This is a genomic window from Streptomyces phaeochromogenes (assembly GCF_001418655.1).
Classification (GTDB): Bacteria; Actinomycetota; Actinomycetes; order Streptomycetales; family Streptomycetaceae; genus Streptomyces; species Streptomyces phaeochromogenes.
Genome location: NZ_LIQZ01000521.1, coordinates 12,947 through 28,657, shown reverse-complemented (window position 1 = coordinate 28,657; position 15,711 = coordinate 12,947). Strand labels below are relative to the sequence as shown.

General features: G+C 70.4%; 13 protein-coding genes. 12 read left to right on the top strand and 1 reads right to left on the bottom strand.

All coding sequences use genetic code 11. From position 1 onward, the window contains the following. The 5 genes from AOK17_RS44615 to AOK17_RS44595 form a co-directional block, all read left to right on the top strand. The coding region (locus tag AOK17_RS44615; protein WP_055618370.1) for a type II secretion system F family protein at nt 1-774 on the top strand (774 nt) is incomplete at its 5' end. After that, the gene (locus AOK17_RS44610) at nt 771-1,574 is read left to right on the top strand and encodes a type II secretion system F family protein (RefSeq protein WP_055618369.1); all 804 of its coding nucleotides are present in this window, start codon (nt 771-773) and stop codon (nt 1,572-1,574) included. The genes AOK17_RS44615 and AOK17_RS44610, both read left to right, overlap by 4 nt. Nucleotides 1,575-1,688: 114 nt before the next feature. Then, nucleotides 1,689-1,925 (top strand): DUF4244 domain-containing protein, encoded by a 237-nt coding sequence (locus tag AOK17_RS44605; protein WP_055618368.1) that lies wholly within the window; start codon nt 1,689-1,691, stop codon nt 1,923-1,925. 34 nt (nt 1,926-1,959) lie between these two features. Beyond that, nucleotides 1,960-2,310, top strand: a complete 351-nt coding sequence (locus AOK17_RS44600; protein ID WP_189843215.1) for a TadE family type IV pilus minor pilin — start codon at nt 1,960-1,962, stop codon at nt 2,308-2,310. Further along, on the top strand, nt 2,307-2,828 hold the full coding sequence (locus AOK17_RS44595) for an Rv3654c family TadE-like protein (RefSeq protein ID WP_079053643.1): 522 nt from the start codon (nt 2,307-2,309) through the stop codon (nt 2,826-2,828). The genes AOK17_RS44600 and AOK17_RS44595 overlap by 4 nt, the downstream gene beginning before the upstream one ends. Nucleotides 2,829-2,858: 30 nt before the next feature. Here the strand turns inward: AOK17_RS44595 and AOK17_RS44590 are convergent, their stop codons facing one another. Next, on the bottom strand, nt 2,859-5,345 hold the full coding sequence (locus AOK17_RS44590; RefSeq protein WP_079053642.1) for a DEAD/DEAH box helicase: 2,487 nt from the start codon (nt 5,343-5,345) through the stop codon (nt 2,859-2,861). Between the two features lie 80 nt (nt 5,346-5,425). Here AOK17_RS44590 and bldG point away from each other — a divergent pair, with 80 nt between their 5' ends. From bldG to topA, 7 genes are all read left to right on the top strand, one after another. Further along, nucleotides 5,426-5,767: an anti-sigma factor antagonist BldG gene (gene bldG / locus AOK17_RS44585; RefSeq protein WP_055618365.1), complete on the top strand. Its 342-nt coding sequence runs from the start codon at nt 5,426-5,428 to the stop codon at nt 5,765-5,767. A gap of 150 nt (nt 5,768-5,917) precedes the next feature. Next, entirely contained in the window at nt 5,918-6,361 is a 444-nt protein-coding gene (locus tag AOK17_RS44580; protein ID WP_055618364.1) for an ATP-binding protein, read from the top strand. 399 nt (nt 6,362-6,760) lie between these two features. Continuing rightward, on the top strand, nt 6,761-9,166 hold the full coding sequence (locus AOK17_RS44575; RefSeq protein ID WP_055618363.1) for a sodium-translocating pyrophosphatase: 2,406 nt from the start codon (nt 6,761-6,763) through the stop codon (nt 9,164-9,166). Nucleotides 9,167-9,381: 215 nt separating this feature from the next. Beyond that, complete coding sequence (locus AOK17_RS44570) at nt 9,382-9,972, top strand: hypothetical protein (RefSeq protein ID WP_055618362.1); 591 nt, start codon at nt 9,382-9,384, stop codon at nt 9,970-9,972. Nucleotides 9,973-10,183: 211 nt separating this feature from the next. Next, a complete protein-coding gene (locus AOK17_RS44565; protein ID WP_055618361.1) occupies nt 10,184-11,704 on the top strand; it encodes a DUF7059 domain-containing protein in 1,521 nt (506 codons plus the stop codon). A gap of 391 nt (nt 11,705-12,095) precedes the next feature. Further along, nucleotides 12,096-12,293 (top strand): hypothetical protein, encoded by a 198-nt coding sequence (locus tag AOK17_RS44560; RefSeq protein WP_055618360.1) that lies wholly within the window; start codon nt 12,096-12,098, stop codon nt 12,291-12,293. 369 nt (nt 12,294-12,662) lie between these two features. Then, nucleotides 12,663-15,491, top strand: a complete 2,829-nt coding sequence (topA, locus tag AOK17_RS44555) for a type I DNA topoisomerase (RefSeq protein ID WP_055618359.1) — start codon at nt 12,663-12,665, stop codon at nt 15,489-15,491. Nucleotides 15,492-15,711 lie beyond the last annotated feature (220 nt).

Below are 15,711 nucleotides of genomic sequence, written 5' to 3'. Positions count from 1 at the left end.
TTGGTGTGTGCGGGCGGCGGGGCGGTGGGAGCGGGGCCGCCGGCGTGGGAGCAGGCCGTGCGGGTCGGAGAGCGGCTGCGGCGGTGGCATCGGATGCGGGGCGAGTGGTGGGTCCTGGTCGCCGGGGCGGTGGTCGGTCTGCTCGGGGCGTCCGTGGTGCCGCTCGTCGCGGGTGCGCTCGGGGTGCCGCTGGTGCGACGGGCCCGGCGTGCCGGGGCGGCACGGCGGGCGCGGGAGCGGCGGGCCGACGCGGTGATCGCGCTGTGCGGGGCGCTCGCGGGGGAGGTGCGCGCCGGACGTCAGCCGGGCGAGGCCCTGCACGGCGCATCCCGTGACTCGGGCGGGCTCGGCAGCGCGCAGGCGGTGGTGCTGGCGGCGGCCCGGTTCGGCGGGGACGTGCCCGGCGCGCTCACCGACGCGGCACGACGACCGGGAGCCGAAGGACTGCTGGGCCTCGCCGCGTGCTGGCGGGTCGCTGTGGACAGGGGCGCCGGACTCGCGGCCGGGCTCGACCGGCTTGAGGGGGCGTTGCGTGCGGAGCGGGACCAACGGGCCGACCTGCGTGCCCAGTTGGCCGGGGCACGGTCGACGGCGGTGCTGCTGGCGGGACTGCCGGTGCTCGGACTGCTCCTTGGTACCGCGCTCGGCGCCGATCCGCTGCATGTCGTGCTGCACACCGGCGCGGGGCTGGGCTGCCTCCTCGTCGGCGGGGTCCTGGAGGGCGTCGGGCTGTGGTGGGTGCTGCGGATCGTACGAGGAGCGGAGGCGGGATGAGCGCGGAAGTTGTCCACAGGCTGGGGGTGGCGCTGTGTGTCGTGGTGGCGGTGTGGGCGCTCGCCCGGGCCCTGGGTGCGGCGCGGCGGGAGCGGAGGACGCGAAGGCGGTTGAAGGCCGTGGTGGCCGTGGGCACGGGGTCGGCGGGGTCTGCGGTGGAGTCGGCTTCCGGTGGGCGGCGCCTGGTGATGCGCGGTGAGTTGAGGCGGTGGCTGCCGGTCTTCGGTGCCCTGAGCGTCTGTTGGGCCGTTGTCGGAGGCGCGACCGGGGTCGTGGTCGGGCTTGTGGCCGGATTCGGGATGTGGCGGTGGCAGCGGAGACCGGCGCCGGTGGAGGAGTTCGACGTGGGGCTGGCCACGCGGCAACTGCCCCTCGCCGCCGATCTGCTGGCCGCCTGTATCGCGGCGGGTGCCGGTCCCGCGGTGGCAGCCCAGGCGGTGGGGGAGGCGCTGGACGGGCCCGTGGGGCAGCGGCTGGCGCGGGGTGCGGCCGAGGTGCGGCTCGGGGGTGAACCGGCCGAGGCGTGGCGGGGGTTGGCCGCGTTGCCAGAGGCTCGGGCGCTGGCCCGGTTGCTGGAGCGGGCGGGCGAATCCGGGGTACCGGCGGCGGGGCCCGTCGCACGCATCGCCGCGGAGGCCCGGGCGGAGTGGGGGCGTACCGCCACGGCCCGTGCTCGGCGGGCGGGTGTCCTGGTCACCGCGCCGGTGGGGCTGTGCTTCCTGCCCGCGTTCATCGCCATCGGCGTGCTGCCCGTGGTGATCGGGCTCGCGGGCGGGGTGCTGGTTGGGGGTGGTGGGTGACGTACGGGACGGGGTGAACGACGAGTGATCAGGGCCGGTCAAGGGTCAGACCAACGGGCCAAGGTCCAAATTCAGAAGTCAAGGTCAACGGAACAGAGCTGTACGGGGGTTCGGATGAGCAAGGCGATGCGGCGAGTACGAGTACGAGTGCTGGGGCCGGTGCGGGCGTGGGTCCTGGCGGGCCGGGGCTGGAAGGTGCGGAGGGATGCCGGAATGGTCACCTCCGAGTACGCGATGGGGTTGATCACGGCGGTGGGGTTCGCCGTGGTGCTCTACGAGGTGCTGACCAGCGGGCAGGTGCGTGGCGCTCTGCAGGACATCGTGGGGCGGGCGCTCAATGGGCAGTTCTGAGGCTGGGTCGTCCGGTGCGGACGTGCCTCTGGAGATGTCCCGGGACCGGGGTTTCGTGACGGCGGAGGCGGCCGTGGTGCTGCCCGTGCTGGTCGCGTTCACCATGGCGCTGGTCTGGGCGTTGATGGCGGCTGCCTCGCTGATCCAGTGCGTGGACGCGGCCAGGGCGGGGGCCCGAGCGGCGGCCCGGCAGGACCCGCCGGGCACGGTGCTGGCGGCGGCCCGTGACACGGCGCCGAGCGGCGCGCGGGTCACCGTCCGGAGAGAGGGCGACCTGGTGCGCGTACGGGTCGAGGCGAAGGCGCCGGGGCCCGACGCGCTGACCCTCGACCTGACGCACGAGGCCGCGGCCCTGGCCGAGGAGACGGTGGGGGCGGGCGGATGAGGTGGGCAGGGTCGCGGTTGCGTACGAGGGCTTTCGCGAGGGCCCCCGCCAAGGTCTTCGGGTCGGACCGAGGGTCGGCGACCGTCTGGACCGTGGGTGCGATCGCCGTCCTGTGCGTGGTGTTCGGCGCTGTCCTCGCGATGGGGCAAGCGGTGGTGATTCGCCACCGGGCGGGCGGAGCGGCCGACTTGGCGGCGCTCGCGGCGGCCGACCGCTGGATGGACGGCGGGACGGCGGCCTGCGAGCAGGCGGACCGGGTGGCACGGGCTCAGGGCACCCGGGTCGTGCGGTGTGCCGTCCAGGGCGAGATCTCGGACGTCACGGTCGCGGCGGGACGGGGACCGTTGACGGCGGAGGTGCGGGCCAGGGCGGGGCCGGCGGGGCCTGTAGGGCCTGTGGTTCCGGCCGGTCCTCCTGGCTCGGCGGGCCTGGAGGGCCCGGAGGGATCAGCTGGTCCCGGAGTACCTCCGGCGCCGACCGGAGCGCCCGTCCGAGCCGTCGAGGAGGCGGGACCGTAGCCCTCAATCCTCACCCTCACCGCTCAGCCCTCAGGCCTCGCCGCTCGCCGCACCCTCCCCGGCCGGCTTCTCCGGTGCCCCCTTCAGAAGCACCGTCAGCAACCGCACCGCCCCCCGTTTGTGCAACGGCTCGTTGCCGTTGCCGCACTTGGGGGACTGGATGCAGGACGGGCAGCCGGCGTCGCACTCGCAGGAGGCGATGGCCTGGTGGGTGGCGGTGAGCCACTCGCGGGCCGTGTGGAAGGCGCGTTCCGCGAAGCCGGCGCCGCCCGGGTGGCCGTCGTACACGAAGACGGTGGGCAGGAGGGTGTCCGGGTGCAGCGGGACGGAGACGCCGCCGATGTCCCAGCGGTCGCAGGTCGCGAAGAGCGGCAGCATGCCGATCGACGCGTGTTCGGCGGCGTGCAGGGCGCCGCCGAGGATCTCGGGGTTCACGCGGGCGGCGTCGAGCTGGTCCTCGGTGACCGTCCACCACACGGCCCGGGTGCGGAGGGTGCGGGGCGGGAGGTCGAGCTTGGTCTCACCGAGCACCTCGCCGGTGATGACACGACGACGAAGGAAGGAGACGACCTGGTTGGTGACTTCGACGGAGCCGTAGCACAACCGGCCGTCGCCCCAGGGGACTTCGACATCCGTCTCCAGGACGGAGATGGCGGTGGTGTCGCGGGCGACCGTCGAATACGGGGGGTTGGCCTCCTCGACCAGGGCGACGGAGTCGTCCAGGTGCAGCTCCTTCACCAGGTACGTACGGCCCTGGTGGAGGTGGACGGCGCCCTCGTGGACGGTGGCGTGCGCCGCCGCGGCGTCGACCGTGCCCAGCAGGCGCCCGGAACCGGCCTCCACGATCTGTACCGGACTGCCGCCCCCGCCGCGGATGTCGGCCAGATCGGCGGCCCGCTCCCGGCGTGTCCAGTGCCATGCCTTCGTACGGCGGCGCAGCAGCTTGGCGGCCTCCAACTGCGGCAGCAGCTCGGCGGTGGCGGGGCCGAAGAGGGGCAAGTCGTCGTCGGTCAGCGGAAGTTCGGCGGCAGCGGCGCACAAGTGGGGTGCGAGGACGTACGGGTTGTCGGGGTCAAGGACGGTGGATTCCACCGGTTGGTCGAACAGGGCCTCGGGGTGGTGGACGAGGAACGTGTCCAGCGGGTCGTCGCGGGCGACCAGGATCGCCAGCGCCCCTTGCCCGGAGCGGCCGGCGCGGCCCGCCTGCTGCCACAGGGAGGCCCGGGTGCCCGGGTAGCCGGCGATGACGACGGCGTCCAGTCCGGAGACGTCGATGCCGAGTTCGAGGGCGGTGGTGGCGGCGAGGCCGAGGAGTTCGCCGGAGTGGAGGGCCTGTTCCAGGGCTCGGCGTTCCTCGGGGAGGTAGCCGCCGCGGTAGGCGGCCACGCGGCGGGCCAGGGAGCGGTCGACCTCGGCCAGGCGTTCCTGGGCGATCACGGAGATCAGCTCGGCGCCGCGGCGGGAGCGTACGAAGGCGACCGAGCGGACGCCCTGCACGGTCAGGTCGGTGAGGAGGTCGGCGGTCTCGGCGGTGGCGGTGCGGCGGACGGGAGCGCCCTTCTCGCCGTGGAGTTCGGTGAGGGGCGGTTCCCAGAGGGCGAACACCAGTTCACCGCGGGGTGAGGCGTCGTCGGCTACCTCCAGCACCTTCAGGCCGGTGAGGCGGGAGGCGGCGACCGAGGGCTCGGCGGCGGTGGCCGAGGCCATGAGGAAGACGGGAGACGATCCGTAACGGGCGCACAGGCGGCGCAGCCGGCGCAGCACTTGGGCGACATGGGACCCGAAGACGCCCCGGTAGGTGTGACATTCGTCGATGACGACATAGCGCAGGGCGCGCAGGAAGGAGGACCAGCGGGGGTGTGAGGGAAGTATCCCGCGGTGCAGCATGTCCGGGTTGGTGAGCACGTAGTTGGCGTACTGGCGTACCCATTCGCGCTCCTCGACGGGCGTGTCCCCGTCGTAGACCGCGGAACGTACGGCATTGCCCAGGGGTTGTGAAAGTTCCTTCACGGACCTGCGCTGGTCCGCTGCCAGCGCTTTCGTCGGGGCGAGGTACAGCGCTGTCGCGCCACGGCCGTTCGGCGCCTCGGAGCCGTCGAGGAGCGTCGACAGGACCGGGACGAGATACGCCAGGGACTTCCCGGAGGCCGTGCCCGTGGAGACGATCACAGACTCGCCGTCGAGGGCGTGCTCGGCGGCGAGTGCCTGGTGGGCCCAGGGGTGTTCGATTCCCGCGGACTGCACCGCGGCGATGACCTCCGCGCGGATCCGGTCGGGCCACACGGCATGACGACCCTCACGTGGGGGCAAGTGCTCCGTATGAGTGATGCGCGAAGCCCGGCTCGGCCCCGAGGCGAGCCGGTCCAGGATCTCGCCCGGCGAGGGGCGGGATGCGGTGTCCGTCGAGGTTCGATCGGATCGGTGATTCTTGGCCATCGGCATCGAGTGTGTCACTGGCGTGACGGACAATGGACCCAAGGCGTCGTGCACGCCTGCCGGTAAGTGATTGAATGCCATCGCGGCTGGCGAACCATCCTGGGGGCTCTGCCGAGGTGTCCCTTGGGATGACCGCTCGATAGCAAGGTGCTGGAGGATCCGTGGACCTGTCCCTGTCGACCCGTACCGTCGGCGATCGTACGGTCGTCGAGGTCGGTGGCGAAATCGATGTATATACCGCGCCCAAGCTGCGCGAGCAGTTGGTCGAGCTGGTGAACGACGGCAGTTTTCACCTCGTCGTAGACATGGAGGGCGTGGACTTCCTCGACTCCACCGGGCTCGGCGTTCTGGTCGGCGGCCTGAAGCGGGTGTGTGCCCATGAGGGTTCGCTCCGGCTCGTCTGCAATCAGGAGCGCATTCTGAAGATCTTCCGCATCACCGGCCTCACCAAGGTGTTCCCGATCCACACCTCGGTCGAGGAAGCGGTGGCGGCCACCGACTGACCGGCCGTGGACCGGCCCGTCCCTGACTGGCCGGTCAGCGGCCGACAGCCGGATCCCGGACCGTGTCCGGGAGGCAGAAGTCAATGGAGGGGGGCCGGGTCTCGGCGACCCGGCCCCCCGACCGCACGCCCGTAGTTCCGAGGGGGATGCATGGCCACCGTTGAACTCCGCTTCAGCGCGCTGCCCGAGCACGTCAGGACCGCCCGACTGGTGGCGGCAGCGGTGGCGCGCAGGGCCGGAGTGGACGAGGCCGTTCTCGATGAGGTCAGGCTCGCCGTAGGCGAGGCCTGCACCCGGGCCGTCGGCCTGCACCAGAGTGGCGGAATCTCGGCGCCGGTGCGGGTGTCGCTGATCGAAGAGGAGAAGCAGTTCTCCATCGAGGTCGGCGACGAGGCCCCGCACACGGTTCCCGGCGACAAGACGCCGGGCGCCCATGGTGGAGCCAGTGACGCGGACGTCGAGACCGAAGAGGACGAGATGGGCCTCGCGGTCATCAGCGGCCTCGTCGACGACGTCGAAGTGACCGCCGGTGAGAACGGCGGCCTGATCAGGATGAGCTGGCCCACCACGCCGCCGGCTGCGCTCGTTCCCTGATCCACCCCCTGGTACTGCCCCACATGTGCGAAAGGGCCCTGCTCAGCAGGGCCCTTTCGCATGTCCGGGCCGGCTCGACGCCCTGCCCGGACCTCATGCGCGGTCACCTCCGGACCTCATGCGCGGCCATCTCCGGATCAAGATCCGTGTTTTCGTGAATTAATTCACTATCCGGATTACGATCAACAATACGATCGTCTTTACGCCACGCCGGGCGCCAATTGATCACGCGTCAATGCTTTTGGGGCATTACCACTTTCGGGTTCCGTGATGGTCCGTGGATCATTTGCTGAAGAGCATGTGAAGGCTGATTCCACTTACCGCGCACTGTTTTGATCAGGTTCCGGTACCTACAATCCGTCCACATCTTGAGCTCGGTCCAAGCGTCAAGGAGGACGAATGGCGGGGCTTTCTACCCCTCATCAGTTTGACCAGCCCACTACCTTCGCAGCCGCAGTACTGACAGACGACAACCGTCTGATCGTGATGGTCATCGCGGCCGTCGCCCTTGCGGCGCTTGTCGTCGCCGGGGTCCTGGTACGCCAGGTACTCGCGGCGGGCGAGGGCACCGAGAGCATGAAGGAGATCGCGGTGGCGATCCAGGAGGGCGCGAATGCCTACCTGGGCCGGCAGATGCGAACGCTCGGCGTTTTCGCCGTCGTGGTGTTCTTCCTGCTCATGCTGCTGCCCGCGGACGACTGGAATCAGCGCGCCGGACGATCGGTCTTCTTCTTGATCGGCGCGGCGTTCTCGGCGACCACCGGCTATATCGGCATGTGGCTCGCCGTACGCAGTAATGTCCGCGTGGCCGCCGCGGCCCGGGAAGCGACTCCGGCAGAGGGTGAGCCCGAAAAGGATCTCACCGCCGTCTCGCACAAAGCCATGAAGATCGCTTTCCGCACGGGCGGCGTCGTCGGCATGTTCACCGTGGGGCTCGGACTCCTTGGTGCGTCCTGTGTGGTTCTCGTCTACGCGGCCGACGCGCCCAAGGTTCTGGAGGGCTTCGGCCTCGGTGCCGCGCTGATCGCCATGTTCATGCGTGTCGGCGGTGGCATCTTCACCAAGGCCGCCGACGTCGGCGCCGACCTGGTCGGCAAGGTCGAGCAGGGCATTCCGGAGGACGACCCGCGCAATGCCGCGACCATCGCGGACAACGTGGGCGACAACGTCGGCGACTGCGCGGGAATGGCCGCCGACCTCTTCGAGTCGTACGCCGTCACGCTCGTCGCCGCGCTGATCCTCGGCAAGGCGGCGTTCGGCGACTCCGGGCTCGCCTTCCCGCTGATCGTGCCCGCGATCGGCGTACTCACCGCCATGATCGGCATCTTCGCCGTGGCTCCGCGCCGATCGGACCGCAGCGGGATGAGCGCCATCAACCGCGGGTTCTTCATCTCCGCGGTGATCTCGCTGGCGCTCGTGGCAGCGGCGGTCTACGCCTATCTGCCGTCCTCGTACGCCGATTTGGACGGCGTCACGGACGAGGCCATCCTCGGCCACGCCGGTGACCCGCGGATCCTCGCGCTCATCGCGGTCGCCATCGGCATCGTCCTGGCCGCGCTGATCCAGCAGCTGACCGGCTACTTCACCGAGACCACCCGGCGTCCCGTACGGGACATCGGCAAGACCTCGCTGACCGGCCCGGCCACCGTCGTCCTCGCCGGTATCTCGCTCGGTCTCGAATCGGCCGTCTACACCGCCCTGTTGATCGGCCTCGGCGTGTACGGGGCCTTCCTGCTCGGCGGTACGTCCATCATGCTGGCGCTCTTCGCGGTGGCCCTGGCCGGTACCGGTCTGCTCACCACGGTCGGCGTCATCGTCGCCATGGACACCTTCGGTCCGGTCTCCGACAACGCGCAGGGCATCGCCGAGATGTCCGGTGACGTCGAGGGCGCGGGCGCGCAGGTGCTCACCGACCTGGACGCCGTCGGCAACACCACCAAGGCCATCACCAAGGGCATCGCCATCGCCACCGCGGTACTGGCGGCGGCGGCGCTCTTCGGCTCGTACCGCGACGCGATCCTCACGGCCGCGAACGAAGTGGGCGAGAAGGTCTCAGGGCCCGGCGCGCCCATGAACCTGATGATGGACATCTCGCAGCCCAACAACCTGGTCGGGCTCATCGCGGGCGCCGCGGTCGTCTTCCTCTTCTCGGGGCTGGCGATCAACGCGGTCTCGCGGTCCGCCGGGGCCGTGGTCTACGAGGTGCGGCGGCAGTTCCGCGAGCACCCCGGGATCATGGACTACACCGAGAAGCCCGAGTACGGGCGCGTCGTCGACATCTGCACCAAGGACGCGCTGCGCGAGCTGACCACACCGGGTCTGCTCGCCGTACTGACGCCGATCGCGATCGGCTTCACGCTCGGGGTCGGCGCGCTCGGCTCGTTCCTCGCGGGAGCCATCGGCACCGGCACGCTGATGGCGGTGTTCCTCGCCAACTCCGGTGGCGCGTGGGACAACGCGAAGAAACTCGTCGAGGACGGCCACCACGGCGGCAAGGGCAGCGAGGCCCATGCCGCGACGGTGATCGGTGACACGATCGGCGACCCCTTCAAGGACACCGCGGGGCCGGCGATCAACCCTCTCCTGAAGGTGATGAACCTGGTGGCGCTGCTCATCGCGCCCGCGGTGGTCAAATTCAGCTACGGCGAGGACAAGAGCGTGGGCATGCGGGTTCTCATCGCGGTGCTCTCGCTCGCCGTCATCGTGGGCGCGGTCTACGTGTCCAAGCGGCGAGGCATCGCCGTGAGTGACGAAGGCAACTCCGAGCGGGTTGCCAAGTCGGTGGATCCGGCGGTGGTTTCGTAGCCATCGGATAACCGGCCGGGTCATCGCCCGGTCGGGTTCCGCTCAACGGGCGGGCGGACGGCGCGTATTGACGTGCCGTCCGCCCGCCCGTGTGTGTCCACGCCCTGGCCGTGAGCCTTATCTCTCTTGGTGCAAATGGCTTCAATAACGGATGAAGTGGACCTTCGTCACGCTGGTGTCGCCCACTTGGCGTGTATGTTCCGGGGCCGAGAGCCATGGAAGGGACCAATCCGGTGAACAAGAAGCTCGCGGCCGCACTGTCCGGCGGTGCGGTACTGGTACTGGCGCTGTCGGGATGCAGCAGTGACGACAGCAGCGACAAGCTGAACTCCTGGGCCAAGCAGGTGTGTGACGCGGTGCAGCCGCAGGCGGTGAAGATCGAGGCCGCCAATACCGCGATCCAGAAGCAGACCTCGGACAACAGCACCCCGGCGGACGTCCAGAAGACCGACTCCAAGGCCTTCCAGGACATGTCCGACGCCTACAAGGCGATCGGTGCCGCCGTGGACAAGGCCGGGGCGCCCGACGTCGACGACGGCGAGAAGAAGCAGAAGGACGCCGTCACGGAGCTCAACACCATCTCCTCCTCGTACGCCGGCCTCAAGAAGCAGGTCGACGGCCTCGACACGAAGGACCAGGCGAAGTTCGCCGACGGTCTCAAGGGGATCGCCACCGAGCTCGACAAGCTCAGCCAGAGCGGCAACGACGCCCTCAAGAAGCTGGAGGAGGGCGACGTGGGCAAGGCGATGGCCAAGCAGGAGAGCTGCAAGTCCGCCTCGACGTCGCCGTCGGCGAGCAAGGCCTGAGACCTGGGAACGAGACCTGCCCCCAGGGGCATCGATCGTTCGTCAACCGAAAGAGGGCCCGGTACGCGCGCGTACCGGGCCCTCGGCCTGTCTCCACGGACGCCGCCCGCCGAGACAGGACGGGCCGAGACAGGCCGAAGTCCGGTGGTCCGGCCGACCCGGCTGTCCACAGGGCGCGCGCCGCGGCGGCGGGAGCGGACACAATGGAGGCGTGAGTAACAGCAGCCTGGCACCGTTGCCCTCGTCCGACCGCACCGACGTCACCGCACGCCTGCGGGAGGCCCTCCTGGGCGCCTCCTTCAGCGCCGACGGGCTGCTCGACCTGCTCGGCGCCGCCGCGTACGCGGCGCTGGCCCGCAGCGAGACCGTGCCCGCGCTCCGGGCCACCCGGGGCGACTCACCGCTGGAGGCGCTCGTCCGCCTCTTCCTGCTGCAGCAGCCCGTGCCGCACGCGCGCGTGGCGGACGTCCTGCCGGTGGCGGACTGCCTGGAGAGCGGCTGGCTGACCCGGACCGGCGGGGACGAGCTCGCGGCGACCGTCGACGTACGGCCGTACGGTGGCCCGGGCGGCGAGGACTGGTTCATCGTCTCGGACCTCGGCTGCGCGGTCGGCGGGGCCGGCGGCATCGGCAGCCTCGACGAAGGAGTCGTACTCGGCGTGGGCGGTGCGTCCACGACGCTCGCGGGCATCACGGTGCGTACGCCGGTGGGCTCGGCCCTCGACCTCGGCACCGGGTCCGGGATCCAGGCCCTGCACGCCGCGCAGCACGCCACGCGCGTGACCGCGACCGACCTCAACCCCCGCGCGCTGCACATCACCGCGCTCACGCTCGCCCTGTCCGGTGCCCCGGCGGCGGACCTGCGCGAGGGCTCCCTCTTCGAACCGATCGCCGACGACGAGACGTACGACCTGATCGTCTCCAACCCGCCCTTCGTGATCTCTCCCGGCGCCCGGCTCACCTACCGCGACGGCGGGATGGGCGGGGACGATCTGTGCCGCACGCTCGTTCAGGAAGCGGGCGACCGGCTGAACGACGGGGGGTACGCGCAGTTCCTCGCCAACTGGCAGCACGTGGAGGGCGAGGAGTGGCAGGACCGGCTGCGGTCCTGGGTGCCGCGCGGCTGCGACGCGTGGATCGTGCAGCGCGAGGTCCAGGACGTCACGCAGTACGCAGAGCTGTGGCTGCGGGACGCGGGCGACCACCGCTCCGACCCGATGGAGTACCAGGCGCGGTACGACGCGTGGCTGGACGAGTTCGAGGCGCGGAAGGTGAAGTCCGTCGGTTTCGGCTGGATCACCCTGCGCAAGTCGGCGGCCATCCAGCCCTCGGTCGTCGTGGAGGAGTGGCCGCACCCCGTCGAACAGCCGCTCGGCGACACCGTGCGCGCACACTTCGACCGCGTGGACTATCTGCGGGCGCACGACGACGCCGCCCTGCTCGCCGGGCACTTCAGGCTCGCGGGCGAGATCGTGCAGGAGCAGGTCGGGCTGCCCGGCGCCGAGGACCCCGAGCACGTCGTGCTGCGCCAGCACCGCGGGATGCGGCGGGCCACGAAGGTGGACACGGTCGGTGCGGGCTTCGCGGGCGTCTGCGACGGCACGCTGAGCGCCGGCCGGATCCTGGACGCCATCGCCCAACTCGTCGGAGAGGACCCGGTCCTGCTGCGGGACCGGACCCCGTCCCAGATCCGGCTGCTGGTCGAGCAGGGGTTCCTTGAGCCTGCCCGGTGAGCCGTCCCGGTGAGTCTTCCCGGGGCCGGCGAGAGAGTGTCCCGGTCCGGCTTTCGTACGACGAGGAACCGGCCCGCACATGGCCACCGTGCACGACCTGTTGATGCACGAGGGGCCAGGACCGGGTGATGCACGAAGGGCCCGGACCGGGTGACGCACGAGGGGCCCGGACAGGGCTCGGTGTGCCGACGCCCGGCCGGTCTCCGACCGAGGACTCCCGGACCGGGATCCCGCACCGGGGCGTGAAACCGGCCAACAGGGGGCGGTGTGACGGATTCCGCATGAGGGCGCAGGGAGCTGTCCGCTCCGCGTTCACCCGGGGTTGGTGTTCCGGCCGCCCGGAGGTGTCAGCGTCCCGGTGCTGGGTACCAAAGGCCGGAGGAGACGAACCATGGAGAGCGGACCGGCGATCTTCACGGGATCGGTGTTCGCCCTGTTCGGAGGCGGTCTCCTGCTGTGGACGGCCGTCCGGCTGCGGCAGCGCGCCCCTGTCGCCCACGGAGTGCATCCCATGGCCTCCGCGGCGGTCGCGGCCTTCGCCGGGACGTCCGCGCTGGTCCTCGCCGTGTGGTGTTTCACTCGTACCTGAGCGTCGCTCCTTCCGGCGACACCCCCGGAGTCCCTCGGCCGAGCCGGCCGGGTCGGCCGCGAACGTTCACCTTCGGTGTCCGGGAATCGACGGCCGGTCGGCCGTCGCGGACAAGGCCCGGGGCCCTCCGGAACGCGGACCTCCAGTAACTGAGAGGTCACCCTCCGGATAGGTCCGAAACGGCAGGTCGGCACTCCGGGCGGCAGGAATGGCGGGAGTCGGGTTACCGTTCGAGTGGCCGTTGCGGGCTTTTCCCGTTTGACACGGGGGCGGGATGTACCGTCACACTCCGCAGCGTCAGCATGACCCGACCCCCGGGTTCCAGGCCTGGGGCGAGACCCCCTGCGTCGACCGGAGAGAAGAGCGAAGTTGTCCCCGACCAGCGAGACCGCACACGGCGGCCGCCGACTCGTCATCGTCGAGTCGCCCGCCAAGGCGAAGACGATCAAGGGCTATCTCGGCCCCGGCTACGTCGTCGAAGCGAGCGTCGGGCACATCCGCGACCTCCCCAACGGCGCCGCGGAGGTGCCCGAGAAGTACACCGGCGAGGTGCGCCGCCTCGGCGTGGACGTCGACAACGACTTCGAGCCGATCTACGTGGTCAACGCCGACAAGCGGGCCCAGGTCAAGAAGCTCAAGGACCTGCTCAAGGACTCCGACGAACTCTTCCTCGCCACCGATGAGGACCGCGAGGGCGAGGCCATCGCCTGGCACCTCCAGGAGGTGCTGAAGCCCAAGGTCCCGGTCAAGCGGATGGTCTTCCACGAGATCACCAAGGCCGCGATCCAGGCCGCCGTCGCCAACCCGCGCGAGCTCAACCAGAAGCTGGTCGACGCCCAGGAGACCCGCCGCATCCTCGACCGTCTCTACGGCTACGAGGTATCGCCGGTCCTCTGGAAGAAGGTCATGCCGCGTCTGTCGGCGGGCCGTGTCCAGTCCGTCGCGACCCGTCTCGTCGTCGAGCGGGAACGCGAGCGCATCGCCTTCCGCTCCGCCGAGTACTGGGACCTGACCGGCACCTTCGGCACCGGCCGCGCCGGTGACGCGAGCGACCCGGCCTCCCTGGTCGCCCGTCTGACCACGGTCGACGGCAAGCGCGTCGCCCAGGGCCGCGACTTCGACTCGCTCGGGCAGATCAAGGGCGCGAACACGCTCCACCTCGACGAGGCCAACGCCCGCGCGCTGGCCGCCGCCCTGGAGAACACGAACTTCTCCGTACGGTCCGTCGAGTCGAAGCCGTACCGCCGTTCGCCGTACGCCCCTTTCCGTACGACGACGCTCCAGCAGGAGGCCAGCCGCAAGCTCGGCTTCGGTGCGAAGGCCACGATGCAGGTGGCGCAGAAGCTGTACGAGAACGGCTTCATCACCTACATGCGTACGGACTCCACGACCCTCTCGGACACCGCGATCACCGCGGCCCGGGCCCAGGTCACGCAGCTCTACGGTGCGAACTATCTGCCGGACAAGCCGCGTACGTACGCCGGGAAGGTCAAGAACGCGCAGGAGGCGCACGAGGCGATCCGACCCTCGGGTGATCGTTTCCGCACACCGGCCGAGACGGGTCTGACCGGTGACCAGTTCAAGCTGTACGAGCTGATCTGGAAGCGGACCGTCGCCTCCCAGATGAAGGACGCGGTCGGAAACTCCGTCACCGTGAAGATCGCGGGCACGGCCTCCGACGGCCGTGACGCCGAGTTCAGCGCGTCCGGCAAGACCATCACCTTCCACGGCTTCCTCAAGGCCTACGTCGAGGGCGCGGACGACCCGAACGCCGAGCTGGACGACCGCGAGCGCCGGCTTCCGCAGGTCAACGAGGGCGACCCGCTGTCCGCCGAGGAGATCTCGGTCGACGGCCACGCGACCAAGCCCCCGGCCCGCTACACCGAGGCCAGCCTGGTCAAGGAGCTCGAAGAGCGCGAGATCGGCCGCCCGTCGACGTACGCGTCGATCATCGGCACGATCCTCGACCGCGGCTATGTGTTCAAGAAGGGCACGGCACTCGTGCCGTCCTTCCTGTCCTTCGCCGTGGTCAACCTCCTGGAGAAGCACTTCGGGCGGCTCGTCGACTACGACTTCACCGCCAAGATGGAGGACGACCTCGACCGCATCGCGCGGGGCGAGGCCCAGGCCATCCCGTGGCTGCGCCGCTTCTACTTCGGCGAGGGCGACGCGACCGGCGCCGCGGAGGCGGGCAACGGCGACGGGGATCACCTCGGCGGTCTGAAGGAGCTCGTCACCGACCTCGGTGCCATCGACGCCCGCGAGGTGTCGTCGTTCCGCGTGGACGGCAGCGACATCATGCTGCGCGTCGGCCGCTACGGCCCCTACGTCGAGCGCGGCGAGAAGGACTCCGAGAACCACCAGCGCGCCGACGTGCCCGAGGACCTGGCACCCGACGAGCTGACCGTCGAGCTCGCGGAGGAGCTGCTCGCCAAGCCGAGCGGTGACTTCGAGCTGGGCGCCGACCCCCAGTCGGGCCACCAGATCATCGCCAGGGACGGCCGCTACGGCCCGTACGTCACCGAGGTGCTCCCCGAGGGCACCCCGAAGACCGGCAAGAACGCCGTGAAGCCGCGTACGGCCTCGCTGTTCAAGTCGATGTCCCTCGACACGGTGACGCTGGCCGACGCCCTCAAGCTGATGTCGCTGCCGCGCGTCGTCGGCAAGGACGCCGAGGGTGTGGAGATCACCGCACAGAACGGGCGCTACGGGCCGTACCTGAAGAAGGGCACCGACTCGCGCTCCCTCCAGGCCGAGGACCAGCTCTTCACGATCACCCTCGACGAGGCCCTGGCGATCTACGCGCAGCCCAAGCAGCGCGGGCGCGCCGCCGCCAAGCCGCCGCTGAAGGAGCTCGGCGCGGACCCGGTCAGCGGGCAGCCCGTCGTCGTCAAGGACGGCCGCTTCGGTCCGTACGTCACCGACGGCGAGACCAACGCCACCCTGCGGTCCGGCGACAGCGTCGAGGAGATCACTCCGGAGCGCGGCTTCGAGCTGCTCGCCGAGAAGCGGGCGAAGGCGCCCGCCAAGAAGACGGCGAAGAAGACGGCCGCCAAGAAGGCCCCGGCCAAGAAGGCGCCGGCGAAGAAAACCGCCGCCAAGAAGACCGCGGCCACGAAAACGGCGGCAAAGAAGACCACTGCCAAGAAGACGACCGCAAAGAAGGCGACGGCTTCCCAGGCGACGGCCGAGGACTGAGGCCCACGCCCACGAAGCCGACGAGGGCCGAGGCCTCGGGGCACCGCCTCCGGTGAGGGCCTTCGGGTCCCGCTTCCGGAGGCGGCCTTCGGGTTCCGTCTCCGGAGAGGGCCTTCAGGTCCCGTCTCCCGCTGGTGATCGAGTCCTTCACCTTTGGTTCGTAAAACGAACGCTCCCGCACCACTTGGTGTCGGGGGCGTTCGCATGTTCGGGGGCCTAT

Coding starts and splice junctions, on each gene's coding strand:
- AOK17_RS44610 (WP_055618369.1), top strand. CDS start 771: ATGAGCGCGGAAGTTGTCCACAGGCTGGGGGTGGCGCTGTGTGTCGTG.
- AOK17_RS44605 (WP_055618368.1), top strand. CDS start 1,689: ATGAGCAAGGCGATGCGGCGAGTACGAGTACGAGTGCTGGGGCCGGTG.
- AOK17_RS44600 (WP_189843215.1), top strand. CDS start 1,960: ATGTCCCGGGACCGGGGTTTCGTGACGGCGGAGGCGGCCGTGGTGCTG.
- AOK17_RS44595 (WP_079053643.1), top strand. CDS start 2,307: ATGAGGTGGGCAGGGTCGCGGTTGCGTACGAGGGCTTTCGCGAGGGCC.
- AOK17_RS44590 (WP_079053642.1), bottom strand. CDS start 5,345: ATGGCATTCAATCACTTACCGGCAGGCGTGCACGACGCCTTGGGTCCA.
- AOK17_RS44580 (WP_055618364.1), top strand. CDS start 5,918: ATGGCCACCGTTGAACTCCGCTTCAGCGCGCTGCCCGAGCACGTCAGG.
- AOK17_RS44575 (WP_055618363.1), top strand. CDS start 6,761: ATGGCGGGGCTTTCTACCCCTCATCAGTTTGACCAGCCCACTACCTTC.
- AOK17_RS44570 (WP_055618362.1), top strand. CDS start 9,382: ATGGAAGGGACCAATCCGGTGAACAAGAAGCTCGCGGCCGCACTGTCC.
- AOK17_RS44560 (WP_055618360.1), top strand. CDS start 12,096: ATGGAGAGCGGACCGGCGATCTTCACGGGATCGGTGTTCGCCCTGTTC.